This window comes from Clostridium sp. AF27-2AA (assembly GCF_003478505.1).
Taxonomy (GTDB): domain Bacteria; phylum Bacillota; class Clostridia; order Lachnospirales; family Lachnospiraceae; genus Brotaphodocola.
On record NZ_QUFI01000032.1, the window covers coordinates 1 to 21,603 of the forward strand.

Consider the following 21,603-nt stretch of genomic DNA (forward strand, 5'->3'; position numbering starts at 1 on the left):
GCCCGGACTCTTTATTAGTTCCGTCTCAATATTGTTATTTTGCGATTCGTTTGGCTTGTTTTACTGTGGCTTCGAAGAGGGTGCGGATTGCGTATACCACGGTCTGGTCGATGAGGAATCCGCAGACCAGGGAGGTGGCGATTACGAAAAGGATGGTTCCGGTAAAGGTCAGGGGATGCCGCCAGGTGATGTCGAGGTTCAGGGTGTAGATGGCGAGGTGGTAGAGCACCCACCAGTGCAGGAGCAGGATGGTGAAGCTGTGTTTGCCGAGCATGGTGATGAGCGGGCTGAAACGGTGTGTCTGCTCCGGTTTTTTGTGCAGAGCCAGGGCGAAGATGCCGCAGGCCATGAAGATGGAAAGTGGTGCCATGTGCACATAATAGTTGACATAACTCTGCCAGTATACATAAGGGTTTACGGACAGCACTACCTTCAGGAAGGACAGGGCTGCGAGGATCCAGATCCACCGGTCGTATTTCCGGGTCTCGGGGCGGGATACCCAGTAGCCGATCATGGCAATGCCGATCCACTGGGCGAAGAAGGGCAGCAGGTCGGTGGTCATAAGGGTGTAGGTTTTCAGGAACATACACACAAGAACGACGGCAGAGAGACTGGTCAGCGCCCGGTAAGGCATTGCTTCAAACATATACTGGAGAAATGGCACGGCCACATAGATGGAGAGGGTCATGTAGACCAGCCACAAAAAAGGGCAATCATCCTGGATGGAGCCGGACAGGATGCGGTGGAAGGCTTCTCTGAGTGTGTCAGCACATACCGGATTCAGCCGTCCGTTCTGCCACATGTAAAAGAAAAAGTAGATGACTGAGGTCAGCACCACCTTGGAGAAACGCCGTTCATAGAAGGAAGCGATGCCTCCTTTTGTGCCTCTTCCGAACAGCAGGGCACCGGTCAGCATGAGAAAGCAGGTGTTTCCCAGATAGAGGCAGGTGTGCAGGATGGCAGCCGGTTTCAGAAGCAGCGGTGGGATTTCCAGCAGTAAGGCCCGGGTTTCGTCAGTGATCTCCATGGATAGCTCCGGCATGGCAATACCAAGGCAGTGGAGCAGGATGACACAGAACACCGCAAAGAGACGGATATAGTCATAACGGATATCGTAGGACGGATTGCTGTTTGTAAAGCCAAGGGTGTCTGCCAGGGAAAATGGACGCTTTACATGCAGGAAAAACGCAAGAACCACCAGTGTTTCCAGAAACAGGATCTGCTTCGGATTGATGGATCCGTAGGCTTTTCTGGCACACCAGATCAGAAGTGCGGAAGCGCATATCGATATCAAAAGCCAGAACAGGAAGCTGGCATAGAGACAGGAATGTTTCTTATCATTCATAAAGACTCCTTATAAAAGAAACCCGGAACACCAGCCGCGAAGCGGCCGTTCCGGGCTTCTTTTGTTTTAAGTTATTTACTGATTCTGGAACTTGGCAAGGATACGTGCGGTTTCTGCATTGATCATATCCTGCGTTACGTTCGGGTCAGTCGGATCCCAGGTCTGCTCAAACGGGATCTCATATGCGATGGTTGGGCGTTCGAACGGTCCTGCAACGGAAGAGTTGTAAACCTGAACGGTGGTTCCCAGGGCGCAGTGATCGTAAACCCATTTGGCATCGCCGCTTACCAGGCGGATGCAGCCTGCGGAACGGGCAATCCCCATGTTGTTGTAGGTGCTGGCCCATACGGTCATCGGGTTTGCCGCATCGTAGATGATGGAGTGGATCAGGATCGGAAGTCCTGCGCCAAGGCGGGTTGCGTACTGGGTGTAAACATCATGGATCATCAGTCTCCAGCGGTATTTCTCCGGAGTCTTGAAGGTACCAACCGGGGTGTCATCACCGACGGAGGTCAGGAAGGACTTTACCGGGATGATATAGTCGTTGCCGCCATCCTGTGCGTAGATGGTCATGCAGTTTAATTCTTTGTTGATCTTGATGAGGTACGGGCCGTCACTGCCAAGCAGGGACTCCACATCACTCCACATCCTGCCGTCTTCTCCGAAGTAGTATTTCAGGCCGTCAATGTACTGCCAGCCGGTTACCGGAACGGAATCCTTGAAGTAGTAACGGTCATTGCCAATCCAGCCCCAGCCGGTGTAGCTATCACCGTTGCCGTGGATGTAGCGCATCTGGCCGTCTACATACTGGATGCCGTCTGCGTGGGCAGATACCAGTGCATTGGAAGCGTTTAAGCCGGATGCGGTATTCTTTGCGAAGAATGCAAGGCGGAAACCGGTTAAATGGAGGCCGGTGTTCATGGTGCCGACGGTCTCGCCGTTTTTGCCCCAGCCGGTCTCGGTGCCATCGCTTAACTGTGCGCAGTAGTAAATGTCGTACTGGTCGTTAACCGGGCCTGCGAAGCGGTACTGGATCGCTTCAACCGGATACCAGGCATTGCCATCGAAGGAAGTCTGCTGGCCGCCTACAGCCCAGCCGGTCCAGCCAGTGGTGGAGTTATAGGTGCGATAGCGCACATCACCGAAAATGTTCTCCAGATAGGTACAGATCGCGGTAAAACCGCCGGCCTCGGAGGAAATCTGCTGGTCGTTTAAGTATGCGCCGGACCAGTTCTTGCTGTCATTGGATAGGATCGCAGTGGTCAGACGCGGCTGGCGTAACGGAACGGAGAGTGGGCCGGTATGGTTGGCCTCGGCTTCTGCCTCGGCAGCGGCCTGTTCAGATTCCAGCTGGTTTGCCTGATCCTGGGTCAGCGCGTTGTCCTGACCGCTGGTGACATCCTGGGAACTCTCAGCAGAGGCGCTGGTTTCCGGTGCGGAAGTGGATGCCTGAGTCTGGGATGTGTTGGAACCCGGGGCTTCCGTGGAATAGGTGTGGCCATTCAGGGTGTTTTCTGTGGAAGCTGCGGTGCTTCCCGGGCCGCCTGTCTCAGCGTTCTTTTTTGTAGTGTCAATAACGCCGCTTGTTGCTGCTGTGGCCTCTGTATCCGCAAAAGCGCTGGTTACAGATCCGGCCATCATCATGCCGGCCATCAGCAGTACAAGTCCTGCTTTTGTATGTTTACGCATGGTTATAAAACCTCCTGAAAATAATAAATATAATCAATCAATGCTAATCTATCATAAATAAGGTAAAAAAACCATATCTGATTTACAATTTATTGGCAATCATGTAAAATAAAAGAGGTTGTAAATAATTTCGTAATAGAATTGTCATAGAAATGGGAAGAAAAGGAAACATGATGGAGCAGAAGGGAAAAATGGAAATGGAAGATGGAATGCAGGAACGAGTATCAGAAACAGAATACAAAAATTCCAGCATTATGGTCAGCATCTGCTGCATCACATATAATCAGGCATCTTATATCCGGGATGCACTGGAGGGCTTTGTAAACCAGAAGACGGATTTTGCCTATGAGGTTCTGATTCACGATGATGCCTCCAACGATGGAACGGCGGACATCATCCGGGAGTACGCAGACCGTTATCCGGACCTGATCTTTCCGATTTTGCAGACCGAAAACCAGTATTCGAAGGGTCTCACCAATGTCAGCGGCACCTTCAATTTCCCGCGGGCCAGAGGAAAATATATCGCCATGTGCGAGGGAGATGATTACTGGACGGATGATCGGAAGCTACAGAAGCAGGTGGATTATCTGGAAGCGAATCCAGGCTGTTCTCTTTGCTTTCACAGCGCAAAGGTTGAGATACAGGGAAAGGCTTTGACCGAGCATGCCATGCGTCCCTACAAGGGCAGCCGCATGGTCTCCCCGGAGGAGATTATTGACAAGACATCTGGTTACCCGACGGCATCCCTGATGTTTTACCGGGAGATGGTGGCAGATTTGCCGGATTTTTATAACAATGCCCCCATCGCGGATATTCCGCTGCAGCTCCTTTCCGCGAACCGGGGCTGGGCCTGGTATATGGATGAGCCCATGTGTGTATACAGGCTTGGGGGCGCGGCTTCCTGGACTACGCTTATGAAGCAGGGAGACTATGAGAAAAAACAGCAGGATTACGCAGAGGCTATGACGGTTATGTACCGTGGGTTTGATACCTTTAGCGGCGGCCGGTTTCACAATACGGTGGAGCATGCCATTCATCGGCTTAAATTTTTAACCCAGGTAAATACGAAACATTACGAAACGGTATTAAATAAGGAAAACCGGGAATTCTACCGGGAACTGAATGCAAGAACCCGGTTTTTTATCCGGTTTGAGACTTCGGCACCGAAGCTGTATGGCTGGCTGCAGAAGCAGTTTCACAGGGGATAAGCGCTCTGGCTGGAACGACAGAACAAGCAGGTCTGGCGGCAGTGAATGACTGTGAACAGAAATCTGCAAAGAAACACAGAACGGGATTTGAAAGAGATTGTTTATGAGTGAAACAGGAATGAAAAACAAGGTGGCGAGCGGACTGTTCTGGAAGCTTCTGGAAAACGGAGGTGCCCAGGGCATCCAGTTTGTGATCGCGATCCTTTTAGCCAGGCTGTTAACTCCGGCGGAGTACGGCGTGGTGGGGATCATCATGATTTTTATCACCATTGCAAATGTATTTGTCCAGAGCGGCTTTTCCACGGCTCTGGTGCAGAAAAAGCAGGCTGACGAGGTGGATTTCTCATCGGTCTGCTATTTTGAACTTGCGGCATCGGTTGTATTTTACGCACTGCTGTATCTGGTGGCACCGGTCATTGCGGAGTTTTATGCCATTCCGGTGTTAAAGCCCATTGTGCGGGTGCTTGGCATTGTGCTGTTCCCGGGGGCAGTCATCTCGGTGCAAACGGCTTATGTGTCCAGGAGCATGGAGTTTCGCGGGCTGTTTTTCTCCACGCTGGCGGCTTCGGCAATCTCCGGTGTCATCAGCATTTTTATGGCGTACCGGGGTCTGGGCGTGTGGGCCATGGTGGGGCAGCAGATCAGCTACTACATCAGTTTGATGGTCGTACTGTTTCTCACGGTTTCCTGGAAGCCGGGGCTGTGCTTTGATTTTGACCGGATTCAGACCATGTTCGCCTTTGGCTGGAAGCTTCTTTGTGCTTCCCTGCTGGATACGGTATTTAACAATCTGTATGGACTTTTGATCGGAAAGATATATAATGAAGAGTTGTTGGGCAGCTACAACCGCGGAGAGCAGTTTCCAAAACTGATCGCCACCAACCTGGGCGCAGCTATTCAGGCAGTACTGCTTCCGGCCTTTTCTGCCTGTCAGGATGACAGGGACAAGGTGCGGGAGATGGTGCGCCGGGCCATCCGCTTAAGCTCCTTTGCGGTGATCCCGATGCTTATGGGGCTGTTTGCGGTGGCGGATACGCTGGTGCTGGCCCTGCTTGGAGAAAAATGGCTGATCTGCGTGCCATTTCTTCGCATTATGTGTGTTTCCTACTGCTTCTGGCCGATTCATATCACGAATCTGCAGGCCATCAACGCGGTAGGACGCAGTGACATTTTCTTAAAACTGGAGCTGGTGAAGAAGGCTTTGAGCATTCTGGCCCTGCTCATTGGCATGCAGTTTAATGTGTTTATCATGGTGTGCATCAAGGCATTTCAGGATTTCGTGTGTACCTTTGTCAACGCGGCACCGAATAAAAAGCTGCTTGGCTATGATATTGTCCATCAGTGGATGGATGTGGCACCGCCAGCGGCATTGTCCATCGTGATGTGCGGGGCTGTTATGGTCTTTGGCGCATGGCTTCCGGCTATGTCGGTATGGCTGAAACTGGGACTGCAGATTGTCTGTGGTGCTGCGGTATACATTGTGCTGGCGGCGGCCTTCCGTCTGGAAAGCTTTTGTTTTCTGGCGGGAATGGTGAAGGAACGGCTGAAAACCTCCAACACAGAGGAGAATTAGGTTATGAAAAAAACAGTGATCATTACGGCCATCGGGTCGTTTTCTGCCCAGAACGTGATCTCTGCCTGCCACGCGGCAGGCATGCGGGTTGTGGGCTGCGATATTTACCCGGCAGAGTGGGTGGTGAATTCCCAGGATGTGGATGCGTTCTACAAAGCACCTTATGCCACAGACCGGGAACAGTACCGGAATTTTATCAAAGAACTTTGTGAAAAAGAACAGGCCAGCGTACTGATGCCGCTGACCGATGTGGAGATTGATGTGCTCCAGCAGTGGAGAACGGAGCTGGTGGAAGATTTTAAAGAGCTGGGCGCGGAGGTATGGATTTCCGATGCTTTGGCGATTGCGCTTTGCCGGAATAAGGAGAAGATGGAGATGTTCTTAAGAGAGAGGGGACTCTGTCAGACGATTCCAGGAGTACGGCTTTGGGATTTAGAGAAAAAACCGGAGAAGAAACCAGGTCTTCGATATCCGCTGGTGGCCAAGCCATTCGACGGCCGGAGCAGCCAGGGCTTACACATCCTGGAGTCGGAAGCAGACCTGGAATTTCTTCTTCACACCTGCAATGAGGAGCAGAAAAAGCAGTATCTGGTGCAGCCAAAGATCGGGGGCCATGTCATTACAGTAGATGTGGTGAGAAATCCGGAAAGTGGTCAGGTCTTCTGCCTGCCGAGACGGGAACTTCTGCGTACCTTAAACGGCGCGGGAACTTCTGTCTGTGTATTCCGGAATGAGAAACTGGAACAGCAGTGCCGGAACATTGCTAAGGCCGTGGGCATCCGGGGCTGTGTGAATATGGAATTTATTGAGGCAGACCGGGACGCAGGGGCGTATTATTTCCTGGAGTGCAATCCGCGCTTTGCGGGCGGCGTGGCATTTTCCGGCGCTGCAGGCTATGATATGGCCGAGGCCCATATCCGCTGCTTTACCGGTGAAAAGCTGGATGAGATGTCCGTGACCGGTGAACAGTATATCGCAAGGCGGTACACGGAGTACCATATGAAGGAGAAAAACTGATGATAAAACGACATGAAGAGCCGGTTATGGTGACCCGTTCATCCCTGCCGCCTCTGGAAGAATATGTGGAAATGTTAAAGCCCATCTGGGACAGCGCCTGGCTGACCAACATGGGCGAATACCATGAAACCTTAAAGGAAAAACTGAAAACATATTTGAAAACACCGAATCTGGAGCTGTTTGTGAATGGTCATATGGCGCTGGAGCTGACGCTGCAGGCTATGAAGCTGACGGGCGAGGTCATCACGACCCCGTTCAGCTTTGCCTCCACCACCCATGCCATCGTGCGCAACGGCCTGACTCCGGTATTCTGCGATATCAATGAGGAAGACTATACCATCGACGTGGACAAACTGGAGAGCCTGATCACGGAGAAGACTTCCGCCATTGTTCCGGTCCATGTATACGGCAATCCCTGCGACGTGAAGCGCATTCAGGAGATTGCGGACCGCCATGGCTTAAAGGTCATCTACGACGCGGCCCACACCTTTGGCGAGGAGATTGATGGAACCGGAATCGGCCAGTTCGGTGACGCCTCTATGTTCAGCTTCCATGCCACCAAGGTATTTCACAGCATTGAGGGCGGCGCGGTTGCTTTTCATGATCCAAAATTAAAGGATCTGCTGTACCAGCTCAAAAACTTCGGCATCACCGGATATGAGCAGGTAGAATATGTGGGCGCCAACGGAAAGATGAATGAGTTCCAGGCGGCCATGGGTCTTTGCAACCTGCGTCATGTGGATGCGGACATCGCAAAGCGAAAGGTCTTGACGGAGCGTTACCGGGAGCGCCTGGGCGGTGTGAAGGGAATCCGTCTTTGTAAGGAAAAGGAAGGCGTGCGCTACAATTACGCTTACATGCCGGTGGTGTTTGAAGGCTACGGGGCAGACCGGGATGAGATCTTTGCGGCATTGAAAGAATACAACATTTATGCGCGCAAGTATTTCTACCCGTGTATCAACGACTACGCATGTTACCGGGAGCAATTCTCTTCGGACGATACACCGGTGGCGAAGCGGATTGCCTCGGAGGTGCTGACGCTGCCGTTATACCCGGATCTCTCCCTGGAAACGGTGGATGAGATCTGCGATATCATACTGAAATGTGGAGAAAAGACAAGATGAACAAGGTGCTGATCGTAATTCCTGCCTACAATGAGGAAGCGAACATCGAGCATGTGGTGCGGGAACTGGAAGAGAAGTATCCGCAGTTTGACTATATTGTGGTCAACGATGGATCCAGAGACCGGACGGCGGCTATCTGCAGAGAACAGGGCTTCAGCCTGTTAGATCTTCCGGTGAATCTGGGGCTTGCGGGCTGCTTTCAGGCAGGCATGAAATACGCCTACTATAAAGGATATGAATATGCCATTCAGTTTGACGGTGACGGACAGCACCGCCCGGAATTCATCGAACCCATGAGAAAAAAGATGGAAGAAGGGTATGAGATCGTCATTGGAAGCCGCTTTGTGAACGCGAAAAAGGACTGGTCCATGCGTATGGTGGGAAGCCGTCTCATTGAAGCGGCTATCCGTCTGACAACCGGTGTGACAGTCAACGATCCAACCTCCGGCATGCGGATGTTCAACCGGGAGATGATCAGGGAATTTGCCCTGAATTTAAACTATGGGCCGGAACCAGATACGGTGTCTTACCTGTTAAAACAGGGAGCCAAGATCGCGGAGGTGCCGGTGCATATCGCGGAGCGGGCCGGCGGTGAGAGCTACTTAAAGCCGATGGTGGCGGTGCGGTATATGGCGCGGATGCTTCTGTCAATTTTACTGATACAAAACTTCAGGAATGGTTCAGCCATGCGCCGTGACAGACAAAAATAGACGGTACAAACAAGAAGACGGCATGGCTGAACAGGAATAATCAGAAAACATATGAACAACGGAGTATAACGAACTATGAAACACTGGACGCGCCTTCTCATGCGGACAAGGCTGAGCCTGGATAAAGAAAATATGATCTGGAACATGAGCGGAAGCTTCTTCTATGCCTTTGCCAGCATGGTGCTTTCCTTTCTGGTGCTGCGCATTGCGGGAGAGGAGCAGGGCGGCATTTTTTCCTTCGGTTTCAGCACCGTGGGGCAGCAGATGTTCCTTCTGGCCTACTTCGGCATCCGCCCGTTCCACATTACGGACGGTGCGGAGCAGTACCGGTTTGGCGATTACCTGCATCACCGGTATGTAACCTGTCTGCTGGCTCTGCTTCTGGGCGCGGGATATCTGGCGTTCATCGGCTATTCCTGGCAGAAAGCACAGATTATTTTCCTGCTGATTGCCTACAAGGTGATCGATGGATTTGCTGATGTGTATGAGTCGGAATTTCAGCGGCAGGGATGCCTGTACTTAACCGGACGGTCCAACACCTTCCGTACGATCCTTTCAGTGGGGGTGTTTCTGGTTACCCTGGTTTCCGGGGCGGGACTTTTTACCGCCTGTGTGGCAGCGGTGCTGGGGCAGATGGCCGGTGTGCTTCTGTTTGATATTGTAGTATTAAAGGAACTGAAGCAGGTGGATTACGACTGGAGCGCGAAACAGGGCGTTTCCCTGACAGCCTCATCCATTCTGCTGTTTGTTTCCGTGTTTTTGGATTTTTATATTTTTTCAGCAGCGAAGTATGCCATTGACGCCCATCTGGGGGATGCGGCCAGCGGTTATTTTAACGTAATCTTCATGCCGACTTCCGTCATTAACCTGGCGGCGGGCTTTGTCATCCGTCCGTTCCTGACCTATCTGACAGACTGCTGGAATGAGCGCCGCTTCCAGGATTTCAAAAAGAAGCTGCTCACGATCATGGCAGTGATCGGCGGGCTGACGGTGCTGGCTGTGGGCGGGACCGTAGTATTTGGCAGACCGGTGCTGGCGCTTCTGGAATGGCTCCTTGGCGCGTCTTACAGCGGAAAGCTGACGGCGCTCTGGCCGGCCTTCATTATGATCGTGCTGGGCGGCGGCTTCTATGCGGTACTGAATCTTTATTATTACGCTCTGGTCATTTTACGGAAACAGAAGCTGATCTTCGGCATTTACGTGGTGCTGACGGTGCTCGCGGTCATTCTGGCACCGAAGTTTACCGTGGCTTTGGGAATATTCGGCGCAGCCCTTGCCTATCTCATCTTAATGGTCGTGATGGCAGCAGGCTTTGTTGGAGGGGCGTGGATTGAAATACAACAAGAAATACGGGAGGTGCGTCATGACGGTTGATGTTTTGATTCCGGTATACAAGCCGGACCGGCGGTTCGCCAGACTGCTTCAGATGTTAAAAAAGCAGACGGTCGTACCGGACCGGATCATCATTATGAATACGGAAAAAGCCTACTGGAATGCGGAAGGCTACCGGGATATTCCGGGAATGGAGGTCCATCATCTGACGAAGGAAGAGTTTGACCACGGCGGCACCCGCAATCTGGCGGCGTGGTATTCGGAGTCGGATATCATGATCTTTATGACGGATGATGCAGTGCCCCAGGATGAGCATCTGATCGAGAATCTGTTAAAGGGTCTGGATCAGAAGGGACCGGAGGGCGAGACGGTGGCGGTGGCTTATGCAAAGCAGCTTCCGGCAAAGGACTGCCATACCATTGAGCGCTACACCCGCTCCTTTAACTACCCGGATACGTCCATGATCAAGACGAAAAAAAATCTGGAAACCATGGGAATCAAGACCTACTTTGCGTCCAATGTCTGCTGCGCGTATCGCAAAGACATTTTCCGCAAGCTGGAAGGGTTTGTGAACAGTACCATTTTTAATGAGGACATGATCTATGCGGCCACGGCCATGGAGGCCGGTTACGCGGTGGCTTATGTGCCGGACGCGAAGGTCATTCATTCTCATAACTTAACGCCCATGCAGCAGTTTCACCGCAACTTTGACCTGGCGGTATCCCAGGCGGAACACCCGGAGATCTTTGCGGATCTGAAATCCGAGGGTGAGGGCATTCGTCTGGTGAAGCAGACGGCAAAATATCTGCTGACGCATCTGCGCGGATATCTGATCCCGGAGCTGGTGGTTAGCAGCGGCTGCAAATATCTGGGTTACAAACTGGGAAGACAATATGAAAAACTTCCGAGGAAGATGATCCTCTGGTGCAGCATGAGCCCGCTTTACTGGGAAAAGAAATGGAGAAGAAAATCATGATGACCACAACCTTACGAATCGCGCTGATCCTGGTGTCCCTTGGCACTTTTGCCATGATCATGCGCAAGATCCGCCAGTCCCGGATGCAGATCGAGAGCGCCATCTTCTGGATTGTGCTGGCTCTGGTACTGGTGGTATACAGTGTATTTCCGAAGGTGGCCGATGCCTGCGCAGGCCTTCTTGGAATCTATGCGACAACCAACTTTTTGTTTCTGTTCGCAATCTTTGTGCTGATCCTGAAGGTGTTCTTTATGAGCATCCACATTTCCCAGCTGGAAAGTAAGATCAAGGAACTGGTTCAGGTGATGGCTCTTGAGGAGAAAAAGTATGAAGAAGAGAAGCGCTAGCCCGGGTCTGATTGCCGGAATCCTCTGCCTGGCTGCTGCCGCGGCCTGGCACAGCCTGGATATGCGGGCCGGAATCCATGAGACCGGCGCTTCCTGGCAGATGGGACAGTACTTATTTTTAACCATACTGGTAGTGGCGCTGACCACGCTCTGCGGCTATTTCCTGGTGGAAAAACAGATTCCCTGTTCTCTGTCAAAGCTGACTGTGCTGATGGCTGGAGGGCTTGGCATCCTGTATCTCTTTGTTCTGCCGCCCCTCTCCGCGCCGGATGAGATCAGCCACTACGTCAGTGCTTACCGCCTTTCCTCCCAGATGACCGGGCAGCCCCAGCGTGACCGGTACGGCCGGGTGCTTCTGCGGGCTCAGGACGCCTGGGTGGAAGATCTGGACGGAGATTTCGTGTATGAGCCGGATGAAGATGGAAACCTGCAGGTGACGGCCAAGAGCCGGGAACAGGCAGTGAAACTGGGGGAAACGATGGAAGAATCCACCTACGAGCTGTTTCATACTCTTGGCCTCAACGGGCAGTACGCGCCGGAGCGCACGGCTCAGATTCAGACCATGGGAGCTTATGTCAGCTCCACCTATCCGCCGGTTACCACCACGCCCCTTGCCTATGTGCCCCAGGCCATCGGTATCAGTGTGGCAAGACTCCTGGGACTGAATACCGTGTGCCTGCTCTATTTTGGACGGTTCTGCAACCTGATCTTTTTCGTGATCATGCTTTATCTGTCTATGAAACGGATCCCCTTTGGAAAGGAAGTACTTCTCGGCGTAGCGGTGCTTCCCATGACACTGCACCTGGCAGCATCCTTTTCCTATGATGTGATGATCTTAAGCTGCATGTTTTTATTAACAGCAGTCTGTCTGGATCTGGCTTATGAAAAAGAACAGGTACGGGTGCGGGATATTGTGCTGCTGGCAGTTCTGGCTGCGGTGGCCGGGCCCTGTAAGATGGTCTATGCGCCGATGCTGGGCCTGTGCCTGCTGATTCCCATGCGGAAATTCGGCAAGGTGCGAAACTGGTTTATCAGTGCCTTTGCGGTGGGAACGGCCTGGGCTATGGCCATGTATCTGGTAAACAGCCAGGTCATTGCCACCTATGCGGCGGCAACAGAAGCCGACAGCTATGTAGAGTGGGCGGGAGAGGCAGGCTTCAGCATGAGCCTTCTCATCCACAATCCCGTTCTTCTGGTGCGGATGTTTTACCAGACTCTGCTCTGGAATGCCAAAGACATGCACATCACCATGATCGGCGGCTGGCTGGGCAACCTGGATCAGGTGCTGGATGTGCCGTACCTGGCGGTCTGGGCCTTTACCCTGTGCCTGATTGGCCTGGCACTGAAAATTCCGGGGGAACAGATTCGTATGAACATGCGACAGAGAGTCTGGACCGGATTTTTATGCGCGGCCTGCGGGGGCCTTACCATGCTGTCCATGCTGATTGCCTGGACTCCGGTAAGCTCCCGGGTAATCCTGGGTGTGCAGGGACGGTATTTCCTGCCATTTCTGCCGGTACTCCTGCTGGCTCTGAAAAATCGGACGGTGGTTTTGACAAAGGATAAAAACCGTAGTATATTGTATCTGATGTGCTGTCTGAATGGCTACGCCCTGGTGCGCTTGTTCAGCATCGTGTGCATCCGGCTTTAAAACTTAGAGAATGAAAAGTGAGGAAGAAAACAATGGGAAAGATCAAAGTGACATCCTGCGACATAGAGGGACTTTATGTGATCGAGCCGACCGTATTCAAGGATGAGCGCGGTTACTTTGTAGAGACTTACAACCAGAACGATTTTAAAGAGGCTGGTCTGAATATGGTATTTGTACAGGATAACCAGTCCATGTCTGTAAAGGGCGTACTGCGCGGCCTGCATTTCCAGAAACAGTATCCGCAGGGCAAGCTGGTGCGTGCCATCCGCGGTGCCGTATTTGATGTGGCAGTAGACCTGCGTGCCAATTCCAAAACCTATGGCAAGTGGTTTGGCGTGGAGCTGACTGCGGAGAACAAGAAGCAGTTCTATATTCCGGAGGGCTTTGCTCACGGCTTTTTAGTTTTGTCTGATGAGGCAGAGTTTGCTTATAAGTGCACCGATTTTTATCATCCGGGCGATGAGGGCGGCCTGGCTTACAACGATCCGGAGATCGGCATTGACTGGCCGTTCGAGGAAGGCGTAGAGCTGATCATCTCTGAGAAAGATAAAAAGTGGAGTGGTCTGAAGGACACTTTCAAATTTAATGAGGAAAAATAAGGTATGAATTATGTAATTTCTCTGATGAAGGAAATCGTCAGGAAACGAAAACTCATCTGGAATCTGGCTAAGGCTGATTTCCGGAAACGCTTTGTCGGCTCCTATTTTGGCATTGTCTGGATGCTGGTGCAGCCGATTGTTACGGTACTCATCTACTTCTTCATCTTCCAGGTGGGATTTAAGAGTGTGCCGCCGGTTCCGGGGGTTCCCTATGTGCTGTGGCTGATTCCGGGCATTGTGCCGTGGTTTTTCTACAGCGAGGCCTTAAACTGTGTGACCGGATGTCTGCAGGAGTACAGCTATCTGGTGAAAAAGGTGGTATTCCAGGTAGAAATCCTGCCCATCATCAAGCTGATTTCCTGTATGCTGGTGCATGCGTTCTTTGCGGGGATCATGCTGGCGGTGTTCTTATGCTACGGACGCCTGCCGATGGCCACCTGGATCCAGATTCTGTATTACAGCTTTGCGGCGGCCATGCTGGCGCTGGCATTTGGCTATCTGACCTGCGCGGTGAATGTCTTCTTCAAAGACATGGCGCAGATTGTGAGCATCTGCCTGCAGTTTGGCATGTGGCTGACCCCGATCATGTACCAGGAGACCATGTTCGCGGACAAGGCTCCATGGTTTGTGACAATCTTAAAACTGAATCCGTTCTACTATGTAGTAGCCGGATACCGGGACAGCATGCTGACCGGAAACTGGTTCTGGGAACGGCCGAAGCTTGGCATCTATTTCTGGGTGGTGACCCTGGTGATCGGCCTTGTGGGGCTTCGGGTATTTAAGCGGCTGCGTCCGCATTTTTCCGACGTATTGTAACAGGCATGGACGGCTGACCGGCCTGATGAAATGTATGACAGACGAGGGGGAATCATATGACCGAGTTAGAATTTCGCAACAAAGTCACATGGTTCTCTTTTGCGCTCAGTCTTCTGGTGATCTGGGTCCATTCCTATAACGCCGAGCTGTTTTTGGGATATCAGGCGGCTACAGGCATGGTCTATGTGCTGGAACACCGTATTGGCGAGTGGTTTGGCCAGATTGCGGTACCGGGATTTTTCGTGATCTCCGGTTACCAGTTCTACCGGGATTTTGACTGGGGAAAGCTAAAGGGCAAATGGCAGCGGCGTGTGAAAAGCCTGCTGGTTCCCTATATTGTCTGGAATTTTCTGTATTATCTCAGCTATGTGACCGCCAGCCGTATTCCGGCGGTGCGTGATGTGGTTGGAAAAGGCGTGGTGGAATTTTCTCTTGCATCCGCAGTGGATGCCGTGATCGGCCACACCTACAACAATGTATTCTGGTATCTGTACCAGCTTTTATGGCTGGTGGTTCTGGCTCCGGTTCTTTATCCGCTATTAAAATGGATGTGGAGCGGACTTTTGCTTCTGGCCTTTTTCTGGGTTCTGGTGCGGCTGGATATAAGCGGGCTGCCGGTAAACCCGGATGCGCTGATCTATTATAGTAGCGGGGCTATGGCGGCCCTTCACTTCCGGAAAACGGTGGAGGCAGCGGAAAGCCGGAAACGGTGCGTGTTTGGACTTTTCTGTCTGGGGGTGGCCGCGGTTATCTATTATGTCGGGCTCTGGCAGGCCCATATTCCGTCCTTTGTCCTGTGCCGGTTGTGCGCGGTGACAGGATTCTGGCTTGTGCTTCCGGGAAAACGTCTTCCAGAGGCAAAAGATTTTATGAAACATAATTTTTTCCTCTATGCGGTGCATTTTGCCTTTGTGCGGCTGATCAATAAGGCCGCGGCAATGCTGACCGCGTCTGCTGTGCCGGAATGGTATGGCCCGTTTGGCCTGTTTCTGGTCATGCCGGTGCTTGTGCTTCTGATAAGCACCCTGATCGGGAAATTCCTGCGGCGGTATCTGCCGGGCTTGTGGAATCTGCTGACAGGAGGAAGATGACAGGACAAGGGTGCAGCCGCCAGGCAGAGCAGGAAAATTGCGGGAAAACAGAATTGGAGAGTTTGATAGAAAATGAAAGGAGAAGGACAATGATCAAAAATATCGTATTTGATATGGGCAAGGTTCTTCTGGATTATGAATCTATGCGGGCGTGCCGTCATTTCCTTGAAAATGAAGACGATCAGAAGCTGGTCTGCAGCGCGGTGTTTGATTCTCACGAATGGATCTTGCTGGATATGGGGCTCATCTCAGAAGAAGAAGGGCTTGCGAAGATGTGCGCCCGTCTGCCGGAGCGGCTGCAGGAAGCCGCAAAGCAGTGCTTCGCGCACTGGCCGGAATACTGCATGTGGAAGATTGACGCCATGGAGACTCTGGTGCGGGAATTAAGGGCAAAGGGATATGGTCTTTATATCTGTTCCAACGCATCGATTCGTCTGCCATCGGTCTGCATGGATGTGATTCCGGCAGCGGAATGCTTTGATGGCATGCTTTTTTCCGCAGAAATCAAATATTTAAAGCCACAAAAGGAAATGTATGAGCATCTGTTCCGCCGGTTTGGATTAAAGCCGGAGGAGTGCTATTTTATTGATGACCTGCCGATGAACATTGAGGGGGCGAAAGCCTGCGGCATGGATGGCCACTGCTTCGCAGATGGCAGCGTAGAGAACTTAAGAAAGGATTTAGAGAAGGTATTATCATGAGCAAAGCAAATTTAAACTTTGACAAGACCAACGAGGAGTTACTGGCGTTCCTGGATCACAGCCCGAGCGCGTTCCACGCAGCCGCAAATATGTGTGGGATGTTAAAAGAGGCTGGTTACACCCGCCTGTATGAGGGGGAAAAGTGGAATCTGGAGGCAGGATGCGGCTACTATGTAACCAGAAATGATTCTGCCCTGATCGCGTTTTCCATTCCGAAAAAAGACTTTACCGGTTTCCAGATCATGGCAAGCCATAGCGATTCTCCGGTATTCAAGATCAAGGCTAACGCCGAGATTGAGGTGGAAAACCAGTATGTGAAGCTGAATGTGGAGAAATACGGCGGCATGATCTGCTCTACCTGGCTGGACCGTCCGCTTTCCGTGGCAGGACGCGTGATCGTGCGCACCGCTGACGGCATTGCCACAAAGCTGGTGAATGTAGACCGCGACCTGATGATCATCCCGAACCTGGCTATCCACATGAACCGTCAGGTAAATGATGGCTACGCGTTCAATCCGCAGAAGGATATGCTTCCGCTGTTCTGTGAGGCGGCAGAGAAACAGGTAAAAGGCTGCTTCCTGGAGCTGATTGCGAAAGAGGCTGGCGTAAAGGCAGAGGATATTCTGGACACCGACCTGTTCTTATATAACCGCATGACCGGTAGCCTTCTGGGTGCGGATGGCGAGTTCCTGGCAAGCCCGCACTTAGATGACCTGCAGTGCGCCTTCTCTTCCCTGAAGGGCTTTCTGGCTGCAGAGCCGAAGGACAGCGTAGCGGTTCACTGTGTATACGATAACGAGGAAGTGGGCAGCGGAACCAAGCAGGGCGCGGAATCCACCTTCTTAAAGGATGTCCTGCACCGCATCAATACCGGCATGGGACGCACGGAGGAGGAATATCTGACCGCGCTGGCATCCAGCTTCATGGTATCCGCGGACAACGCCCATGCCATCCATCCGAACCAGCCGGACAAGGCAGATCCGACGAACCGCCCGTACTTAAACCAGGGCATCGTGATCAAGTACAGCGCAAACCAGAAGTACTGCACCGATGCTGTTTCCGCTGCGGTATTTAAGACCATCTGCGAGAAGGCGGAGATTCCGTACCAGGTATTCTTAAACCGTTCCGACATTCTGGGCGGATCCACCCTGGGTAACATTTCCGGTACCCAGGTAGCGCTGAACACTGTAGATATCGGACTGCCGCAGCTGGCTATGCATTCCAGCTATGAGACCGCGGGAAGCCGTGACACGGCATACCTCATCGAGGCTGCCAGAGTGCTTTTCTCCGGAAGCTTTGCCGGAAAAGGCGACGGAAATTATACCATTGCTTAATTAAAAAAATCATATATATAAAAAGGAGTTTCTATCATGACAAAGATCAGAACAAGATATGCACCGAGCCCAACCGGCCGTATGCATGTAGGCAACTTAAGAACTGCGCTGTACGCATACCTGATTGCAAAGCATGAGGACGGCGACTTCCTTCTGCGTATCGAGGATACCGACCAGGAGCGTTATGTAGAGGGCGCTACTGAGATCATCTACCGCACCCTGGAAGAGACCGGACTGATTCACGATGAAGGCCCGGACAAAGACGGCGGCTGCGGCCCGTACGTGCAGAGTGAGCGCCAGAAAGCTGGCATTTACCTGGAGTACGCAAAGAAGCTGGTAGAAAAAGGCGAGGCTTATTACTGCTTCTGCACCCAGGAGCGTTTAAACTCTTTAAAGAAGACCGTAAACGGTGAGGAGATCATGACCTATGACAAGCACTGTCTCCACTTAAGCAAGGAAGAGGTAGAGGCAAACCTGGCAGCAGGCATGCCGTATGTCATCCGTCAGAACAACCCGACTGAGGGAACTACTACCTTCCACGACGAGATTTACGGAGACATCACCGTAGATAATTCTGAGTTAGACGATATGGTCCTCATCAAATCCGATGGCTATCCGACCTACAACTTCGCAAACGTAGTGGATGACCATTTAATGGGCATCACCCATGTGGTACGCGGCAACGAGTATCTGTCGTCTTCTCCGAAGTACAACCGTCTGTATGACGCGTTCGGCTGGGAAGTTCCGGTTTACGTACACTGCCCGCTGATCACCGATGAGTTCCACAAGAAGCTGTCCAAGAGAAGTGGTCACTCCTCCTTCGAGGATCTGATCGACCAGGGCTTCGTATCCGAGGCAGTTGTCAACTATGTGGCACTGCTGGGCTGGTCCCCGACCGATAACCAGGAGATCTTCTCCTTAGAGGAACTGGTAAAGGCATTTGATTACCACAACATCAGCAAGTCTCCGGCTGTATTTGATATCACCAAGTTAAAATGGATGAACGGCGAGTACTTAAAGGCAATGGATGCAGACCGTTTCTATGAGCTGGCAGAGCCCTACTTAAAGGCTGCTATCACCAAAGACCTGGATCTGAAGAAAATCGCAGGTATGGTAAAGACCCGTATCGAGATCTTCCCGGATATCGCAGCCCAGGTAGACTTCTTCCAGGAGCTGCCGGAGTATGATGTGGCAATGTACACCCATAAGAAGATGAAGACCAACTCCGAGAACTCCCTGGAGGTATTAAACGATGTGCTGCCGATCCTGGAAGCACAGGAAGACTTCACCAACGACGCTCTTTACGCTGCATTATCCGCATACGTATCCGAGAAAGGCTACAAGACCGGTTTTGTAATGTGGCCGATCCGTACCGCGGTATCTGGCAAGCAGATGACTCCGGCTGGCGCAACCGAGATCATGGAAGTGCTGGGCAAGGAAGAGTCTCTGGCCCGGATCCGCAAGGGTATTGAGATGCTGAGCGCAGTGAACGCGTAAAAAGTTGTACACGGTATCCGCGTCGGATGCTTTCGTGAGGAAGACATCTCATGCGGATTGAAGGAAGAAAGGAACCGCATACATGGCGTTTCATGAATCACAGCTGCAGGCAATCCATCATCAGGAAGGTCCGATGATGGTGCTTGCAGGACCGGGATCCGGCAAAACCACCGTCATTACCCACCGGGTGAAATATCTGGTGGAGCAGTGCGGTGTGGAGCCGGGCAGTATCCTGGTGATTACATTTACAAAAGCCGCTGCGCAGGAAATGCGGCAGCGATTTGAAAAGCTGACGGAGGGGCGCAGGCTCCCCGTCAGCTTTGGTACGTTTCACGCGGTGTTTTTCGCGATCTTAAAGCGGGCCTACCGCTATGACGCGTCGAATATCGCCCAGGATGAGCAGCGTACCCGGATTATCCGGGAACTGGTGGACAAGCTTCAGATGGATGTGGAGGATGAGGCGGAATTTACATCCCAGATCCTTTCCGAGATCAGCCTGGTAAAAGGCGAGATGATGAACCTGGATTACTACTATTCCAAGAACTGCTCGGAAGAACTGTTCAAAAAGCTGTACCAGGGCTACGAGAAGGCCATGGTGGACAAAGGACTTCTGGATTTCGATGACATGCTGGTACTCTGTTACGAGCTGTTCACCCAGCGCAAGGACATCCTGGCGGCGTGGCAGAATAAGTACCAGTACATCCTGATCGATGAATTTCAGGACATCAACCGGGTACAATATGAGATAGTCCGGATGCTGGCAGCGCCCCGGAACAATCTGTTTATTGTGGGCGATGATGACCAGTCCATCTACCGGTTTCGCGGCGCGAAGCCGGAGATCATGCTGGGCTTTGAGAAAGACTATCCCCGGGCAAAACAGACGCTTTTGGGGATAAACTACCGCTCCACCTCGAATATTGTGGATGACGCAGGAAAACTGATCCGCCACAACAAGACCCGGTTTGACAAAGAAATCCGGGCGGCAAGAGGCGCAGGAAAGCCGGTGACCACCTCTGGTTTTGCCGATGCCCAGACCGAGACCCGCATGATCGTCAAGGAAATTCAGGATTATGTGCGGATGGGCTATTCCTATTCGGACATTGCGGTGCTTTATCGCACCAATATGGAGCCGCGCCTTCTTATGGAACGGCTCATGGAGTACAACATCCCATTCCAGATGCGGGATGCACTGCCAAACATCTACGAACACTGGATCACCCAGGATCTTCTGACCTACATCCGCATGGCGGCGGATCCGCTGGCGGAAAAACACCAGGCAAAGCGGGCCGATGCCCTGCGCATCATCAACCGGCCAAAACGCTACATCAGCCGGGAGGCACTGGACGGGCAGATCATCTCCTGGGACAGCGTGAAATCCTGGTATAAGGCGAAAAACTGGATGGTGGAGCGGATCGAGGATCTGGAATATGATCTGAAAATTCTAAAGAAGCTGGCACCGGTGGCGGCGGTGAACTATATTCGCAAGGCCATCGGCTATGACGAATATCTGAAGGATTACGCGCAGTACCGGCGCATGAAGCCGGAGGAACTGTTTGAACTGGCGGACCAGATCCAGGAGAGCGCGTCAGGCTACAAGACGATGGATGCCTGGCTTCTTCATATGGAAGAATACGGGGAGCAGTTAAAGCAGCAGGCCCAGAACCGGGGTGAGCGGGACTTAGACTGTGTGGCTCTCATGACCATGCACAGCTCCAAGGGCCTGGAATTTCCAATCGTCTACCTCATGGATGCCAACGAGCGGGTGACTCCTCATCATAAGGCTGTGCTGGAAGCAGATCTGGAGGAAGAGCGGCGGATGTTTTATGTGGCCATGACCCGGGCCAAAGACCGGCTCCACGTGTATTATACGAAAGAGCGGTACGGAAAGCCTCAGGAACGGTCACGGTTTATTGATGAATACCTATATCCTGATGGCGCACCGCCCGGGGAGTTCAGGCCTGGGCCGCAGCAGAATGGAGCTGCGGGAAGCTATAACAGAAAGGCGGTGCGGTGATGGAGAAAAACAGACAGGGTCTGCTTCACATTTATTGCGGTGACGGCAAGGGAAAAACCTCTGCAGCCGTGGGAATGGCGGTCCGTGCAGCAGGCTGTGGCATGAAAGTCCTGGTGATACGTTTTCTGAAGACCGAAAACTCCGGGGAAGTGGAAGTGCTCCGAAGCATTCCCGGCATTACCGTACCTCCCTGTGAGCGTACCTTCGGCTTTGTGTTTCGCATGACCGAAGAACAGAAGCAGGAAGCCGCCCTCTATTATCAGAGCCGGTTTGAGGCTGCGGCAAAAAAAGCTGTGCAGGGACAGTACGACCTGCTGATCCTGGATGAGATTCTGGCCTCCTGCAATTATGGTATGGTGCGGGAGACGTCGGTTGTAGAATTTCTGCAGAACAGGCCTGAAAAGCTGGAGGTTGTGCTGACCGGGCGGAATCCGTCAGAGACATTTCTGGAACTGGCAGACTATGTATCTGAAATCTGTATGCGCAGGCACCCTTATGAGAAAGGAATTCCGGCCCGCAGGGGAATCGAATTTTAGTTATTGCTTTTGCGGCAGCTATCTGATAAAGTGGAGAGGTAAT

Annotated in this window: 19 protein-coding genes; 17 read left to right on the forward strand and 2 right to left on the reverse strand. The window is 52.2% G+C overall.

Features of this window, described 5'->3' with window-relative positions; all coding sequences use genetic code 11:
- Positions 1 to 34: 34 nt before the first annotated feature.
- Positions 35 to 1,345 (reverse strand): acyltransferase, encoded by a 1,311-nt coding sequence (locus DWY84_RS14130; RefSeq protein ID WP_118533994.1) that lies wholly within the window; start codon positions 1,343 to 1,345, stop codon positions 35 to 37.
- 75 nt (positions 1,346 to 1,420) lie between these two features.
- Positions 1,421 to 3,034 carry a L,D-transpeptidase family protein gene (locus DWY84_RS14135; protein ID WP_118533995.1) on the reverse strand — a complete coding sequence of 538 codons (1,614 nt, stop codon included), beginning with the start codon at positions 3,032 to 3,034 and terminating at the stop codon, positions 1,421 to 1,423.
- 170 nt (positions 3,035 to 3,204) lie between these two features.
- Here DWY84_RS14135 and DWY84_RS14140 point away from each other — a divergent pair, with 170 nt between their 5' ends.
- From DWY84_RS14140 to DWY84_RS14220, 17 genes are all read left to right on the forward strand, one after another.
- Entirely contained in the window at positions 3,205 to 4,242 is a 1,038-nt protein-coding gene (locus DWY84_RS14140; RefSeq protein WP_347560811.1) for a glycosyltransferase, read from the forward strand.
- Positions 4,243 to 4,345: 103 nt separating this feature from the next.
- A complete protein-coding gene (locus tag DWY84_RS14145) occupies positions 4,346 to 5,815 on the forward strand; it encodes a lipopolysaccharide biosynthesis protein (RefSeq protein WP_118533996.1) in 1,470 nt (489 codons plus the stop codon).
- Positions 5,816 to 5,818: 3 nt separating this feature from the next.
- Positions 5,819 to 6,832, forward strand: coding sequence for an ATP-grasp domain-containing protein (locus tag DWY84_RS14150; protein WP_118533997.1), 1,014 nt, complete (start codon positions 5,819 to 5,821; stop codon positions 6,830 to 6,832).
- Positions 6,832 to 7,956 carry a DegT/DnrJ/EryC1/StrS family aminotransferase gene (locus DWY84_RS14155; protein ID WP_118533998.1) on the forward strand — a complete coding sequence of 375 codons (1,125 nt, stop codon included), beginning with the start codon at positions 6,832 to 6,834 and terminating at the stop codon, positions 7,954 to 7,956. Before DWY84_RS14150 ends, DWY84_RS14155 begins: the two co-directional genes overlap by 1 nt.
- Positions 7,953 to 8,666: a glycosyltransferase family 2 protein gene (locus tag DWY84_RS14160; RefSeq protein WP_118533999.1), complete on the forward strand. Its 714-nt coding sequence runs from the start codon at positions 7,953 to 7,955 to the stop codon at positions 8,664 to 8,666. The genes DWY84_RS14155 and DWY84_RS14160 overlap by 4 nt, the downstream gene beginning before the upstream one ends.
- Positions 8,667 to 8,741: 75 nt before the next feature.
- Positions 8,742 to 10,040, forward strand: coding sequence for a lipopolysaccharide biosynthesis protein (locus DWY84_RS14165; RefSeq protein ID WP_118534000.1), 1,299 nt, complete (start codon positions 8,742 to 8,744; stop codon positions 10,038 to 10,040).
- The gene (locus tag DWY84_RS14170) at positions 10,030 to 10,974 is read left to right on the forward strand and encodes a glycosyltransferase family 2 protein (protein ID WP_118534001.1); all 945 of its coding nucleotides are present in this window, start codon (positions 10,030 to 10,032) and stop codon (positions 10,972 to 10,974) included. The genes DWY84_RS14165 and DWY84_RS14170 overlap by 11 nt, the downstream gene beginning before the upstream one ends.
- Positions 10,971 to 11,321 (forward strand): DUF2304 domain-containing protein, encoded by a 351-nt coding sequence (locus tag DWY84_RS14175; protein ID WP_118534002.1) that lies wholly within the window; start codon positions 10,971 to 10,973, stop codon positions 11,319 to 11,321. The genes DWY84_RS14170 and DWY84_RS14175 overlap by 4 nt, the downstream gene beginning before the upstream one ends.
- Positions 11,302 to 12,972, forward strand: coding sequence for a DUF2142 domain-containing protein (locus DWY84_RS14180; protein ID WP_243024870.1), 1,671 nt, complete (start codon positions 11,302 to 11,304; stop codon positions 12,970 to 12,972). Before DWY84_RS14175 ends, DWY84_RS14180 begins: the two co-directional genes overlap by 20 nt.
- Before the next feature lie 32 nt (positions 12,973 to 13,004).
- On the forward strand, positions 13,005 to 13,571 hold the full coding sequence (rfbC, locus tag DWY84_RS14185; RefSeq protein ID WP_118534003.1) for a dTDP-4-dehydrorhamnose 3,5-epimerase: 567 nt from the start codon (positions 13,005 to 13,007) through the stop codon (positions 13,569 to 13,571).
- Positions 13,572 to 13,574: 3 nt separating this feature from the next.
- A complete protein-coding gene (locus DWY84_RS14190) occupies positions 13,575 to 14,387 on the forward strand; it encodes an ABC transporter permease (protein ID WP_118534004.1) in 813 nt (270 codons plus the stop codon).
- Positions 14,388 to 14,443: 56 nt separating this feature from the next.
- Complete coding sequence (locus DWY84_RS14195) at positions 14,444 to 15,478, forward strand: acyltransferase (protein WP_118534005.1); 1,035 nt, start codon at positions 14,444 to 14,446, stop codon at positions 15,476 to 15,478.
- An 89-nt stretch (positions 15,479 to 15,567) separates the two neighbouring features.
- Positions 15,568 to 16,179, forward strand: a complete 612-nt coding sequence (locus DWY84_RS14200; RefSeq protein ID WP_118534006.1) for an HAD family phosphatase — start codon at positions 15,568 to 15,570, stop codon at positions 16,177 to 16,179.
- Positions 16,176 to 17,513, forward strand: coding sequence for a M18 family aminopeptidase (locus tag DWY84_RS14205; RefSeq protein ID WP_118534007.1), 1,338 nt, complete (start codon positions 16,176 to 16,178; stop codon positions 17,511 to 17,513). Before DWY84_RS14200 ends, DWY84_RS14205 begins: the two co-directional genes overlap by 4 nt.
- 36 nt (positions 17,514 to 17,549) lie before the next feature.
- On the forward strand, positions 17,550 to 19,010 hold the full coding sequence (gene gltX / locus DWY84_RS14210; protein WP_118534008.1) for a glutamate--tRNA ligase: 1,461 nt from the start codon (positions 17,550 to 17,552) through the stop codon (positions 19,008 to 19,010).
- 82 nt (positions 19,011 to 19,092) lie between these two features.
- The gene (locus tag DWY84_RS14215) at positions 19,093 to 21,024 is read left to right on the forward strand and encodes an ATP-dependent helicase (protein ID WP_118534009.1); all 1,932 of its coding nucleotides are present in this window, start codon (positions 19,093 to 19,095) and stop codon (positions 21,022 to 21,024) included.
- Positions 21,024 to 21,560 carry a cob(I)yrinic acid a,c-diamide adenosyltransferase gene (locus tag DWY84_RS14220; protein ID WP_118534010.1) on the forward strand — a complete coding sequence of 179 codons (537 nt, stop codon included), beginning with the start codon at positions 21,024 to 21,026 and terminating at the stop codon, positions 21,558 to 21,560. The genes DWY84_RS14215 and DWY84_RS14220 overlap by 1 nt, the downstream gene beginning before the upstream one ends.
- The last annotated feature ends 43 nt before the right edge of the window (positions 21,561 to 21,603 follow it).

Bases quoted from the DNA above. Each gene is read 5' to 3' on its own strand.
- DWY84_RS14180 (WP_243024870.1), top strand. From the start codon at position 11,302: ATGAAGAAGAGAAGCGCTAGCCCGGGTCTGATTGCCGGAATCCTCTGC.
- DWY84_RS14140 (WP_347560811.1), top strand. From the start codon at position 3,205: ATGATGGAGCAGAAGGGAAAAATGGAAATGGAAGATGGAATGCAGGAA.
- DWY84_RS14145 (WP_118533996.1), top strand. From the start codon at position 4,346: ATGAGTGAAACAGGAATGAAAAACAAGGTGGCGAGCGGACTGTTCTGG.
- DWY84_RS14135 (WP_118533995.1), bottom strand. From the start codon at position 3,034: ATGCGTAAACATACAAAAGCAGGACTTGTACTGCTGATGGCCGGCATG.
- DWY84_RS14205 (WP_118534007.1), top strand. From the start codon at position 16,176: ATGAGCAAAGCAAATTTAAACTTTGACAAGACCAACGAGGAGTTACTG.
- DWY84_RS14200 (WP_118534006.1), top strand. From the start codon at position 15,568: ATGATCAAAAATATCGTATTTGATATGGGCAAGGTTCTTCTGGATTAT.
- DWY84_RS14155 (WP_118533998.1), top strand. From the start codon at position 6,832: ATGATAAAACGACATGAAGAGCCGGTTATGGTGACCCGTTCATCCCTG.
- DWY84_RS14130 (WP_118533994.1), bottom strand. From the start codon at position 1,345: ATGAATGATAAGAAACATTCCTGTCTCTATGCCAGCTTCCTGTTCTGG.
- DWY84_RS14175 (WP_118534002.1), top strand. From the start codon at position 10,971: ATGATGACCACAACCTTACGAATCGCGCTGATCCTGGTGTCCCTTGGC.
- DWY84_RS14190 (WP_118534004.1), top strand. From the start codon at position 13,575: ATGAATTATGTAATTTCTCTGATGAAGGAAATCGTCAGGAAACGAAAA.
- DWY84_RS14150 (WP_118533997.1), top strand. From the start codon at position 5,819: ATGAAAAAAACAGTGATCATTACGGCCATCGGGTCGTTTTCTGCCCAG.
- DWY84_RS14220 (WP_118534010.1), top strand. From the start codon at position 21,024: ATGGAGAAAAACAGACAGGGTCTGCTTCACATTTATTGCGGTGACGGC.
- DWY84_RS14160 (WP_118533999.1), top strand. From the start codon at position 7,953: ATGAACAAGGTGCTGATCGTAATTCCTGCCTACAATGAGGAAGCGAAC.
- gltX (WP_118534008.1), top strand. From the start codon at position 17,550: ATGACAAAGATCAGAACAAGATATGCACCGAGCCCAACCGGCCGTATG.
- DWY84_RS14170 (WP_118534001.1), top strand. From the start codon at position 10,030: ATGACGGTTGATGTTTTGATTCCGGTATACAAGCCGGACCGGCGGTTC.
- rfbC (WP_118534003.1), top strand. From the start codon at position 13,005: ATGGGAAAGATCAAAGTGACATCCTGCGACATAGAGGGACTTTATGTG.
- DWY84_RS14215 (WP_118534009.1), top strand. From the start codon at position 19,093: ATGGCGTTTCATGAATCACAGCTGCAGGCAATCCATCATCAGGAAGGT.
- DWY84_RS14195 (WP_118534005.1), top strand. From the start codon at position 14,444: ATGACCGAGTTAGAATTTCGCAACAAAGTCACATGGTTCTCTTTTGCG.
- DWY84_RS14165 (WP_118534000.1), top strand. From the start codon at position 8,742: ATGAAACACTGGACGCGCCTTCTCATGCGGACAAGGCTGAGCCTGGAT.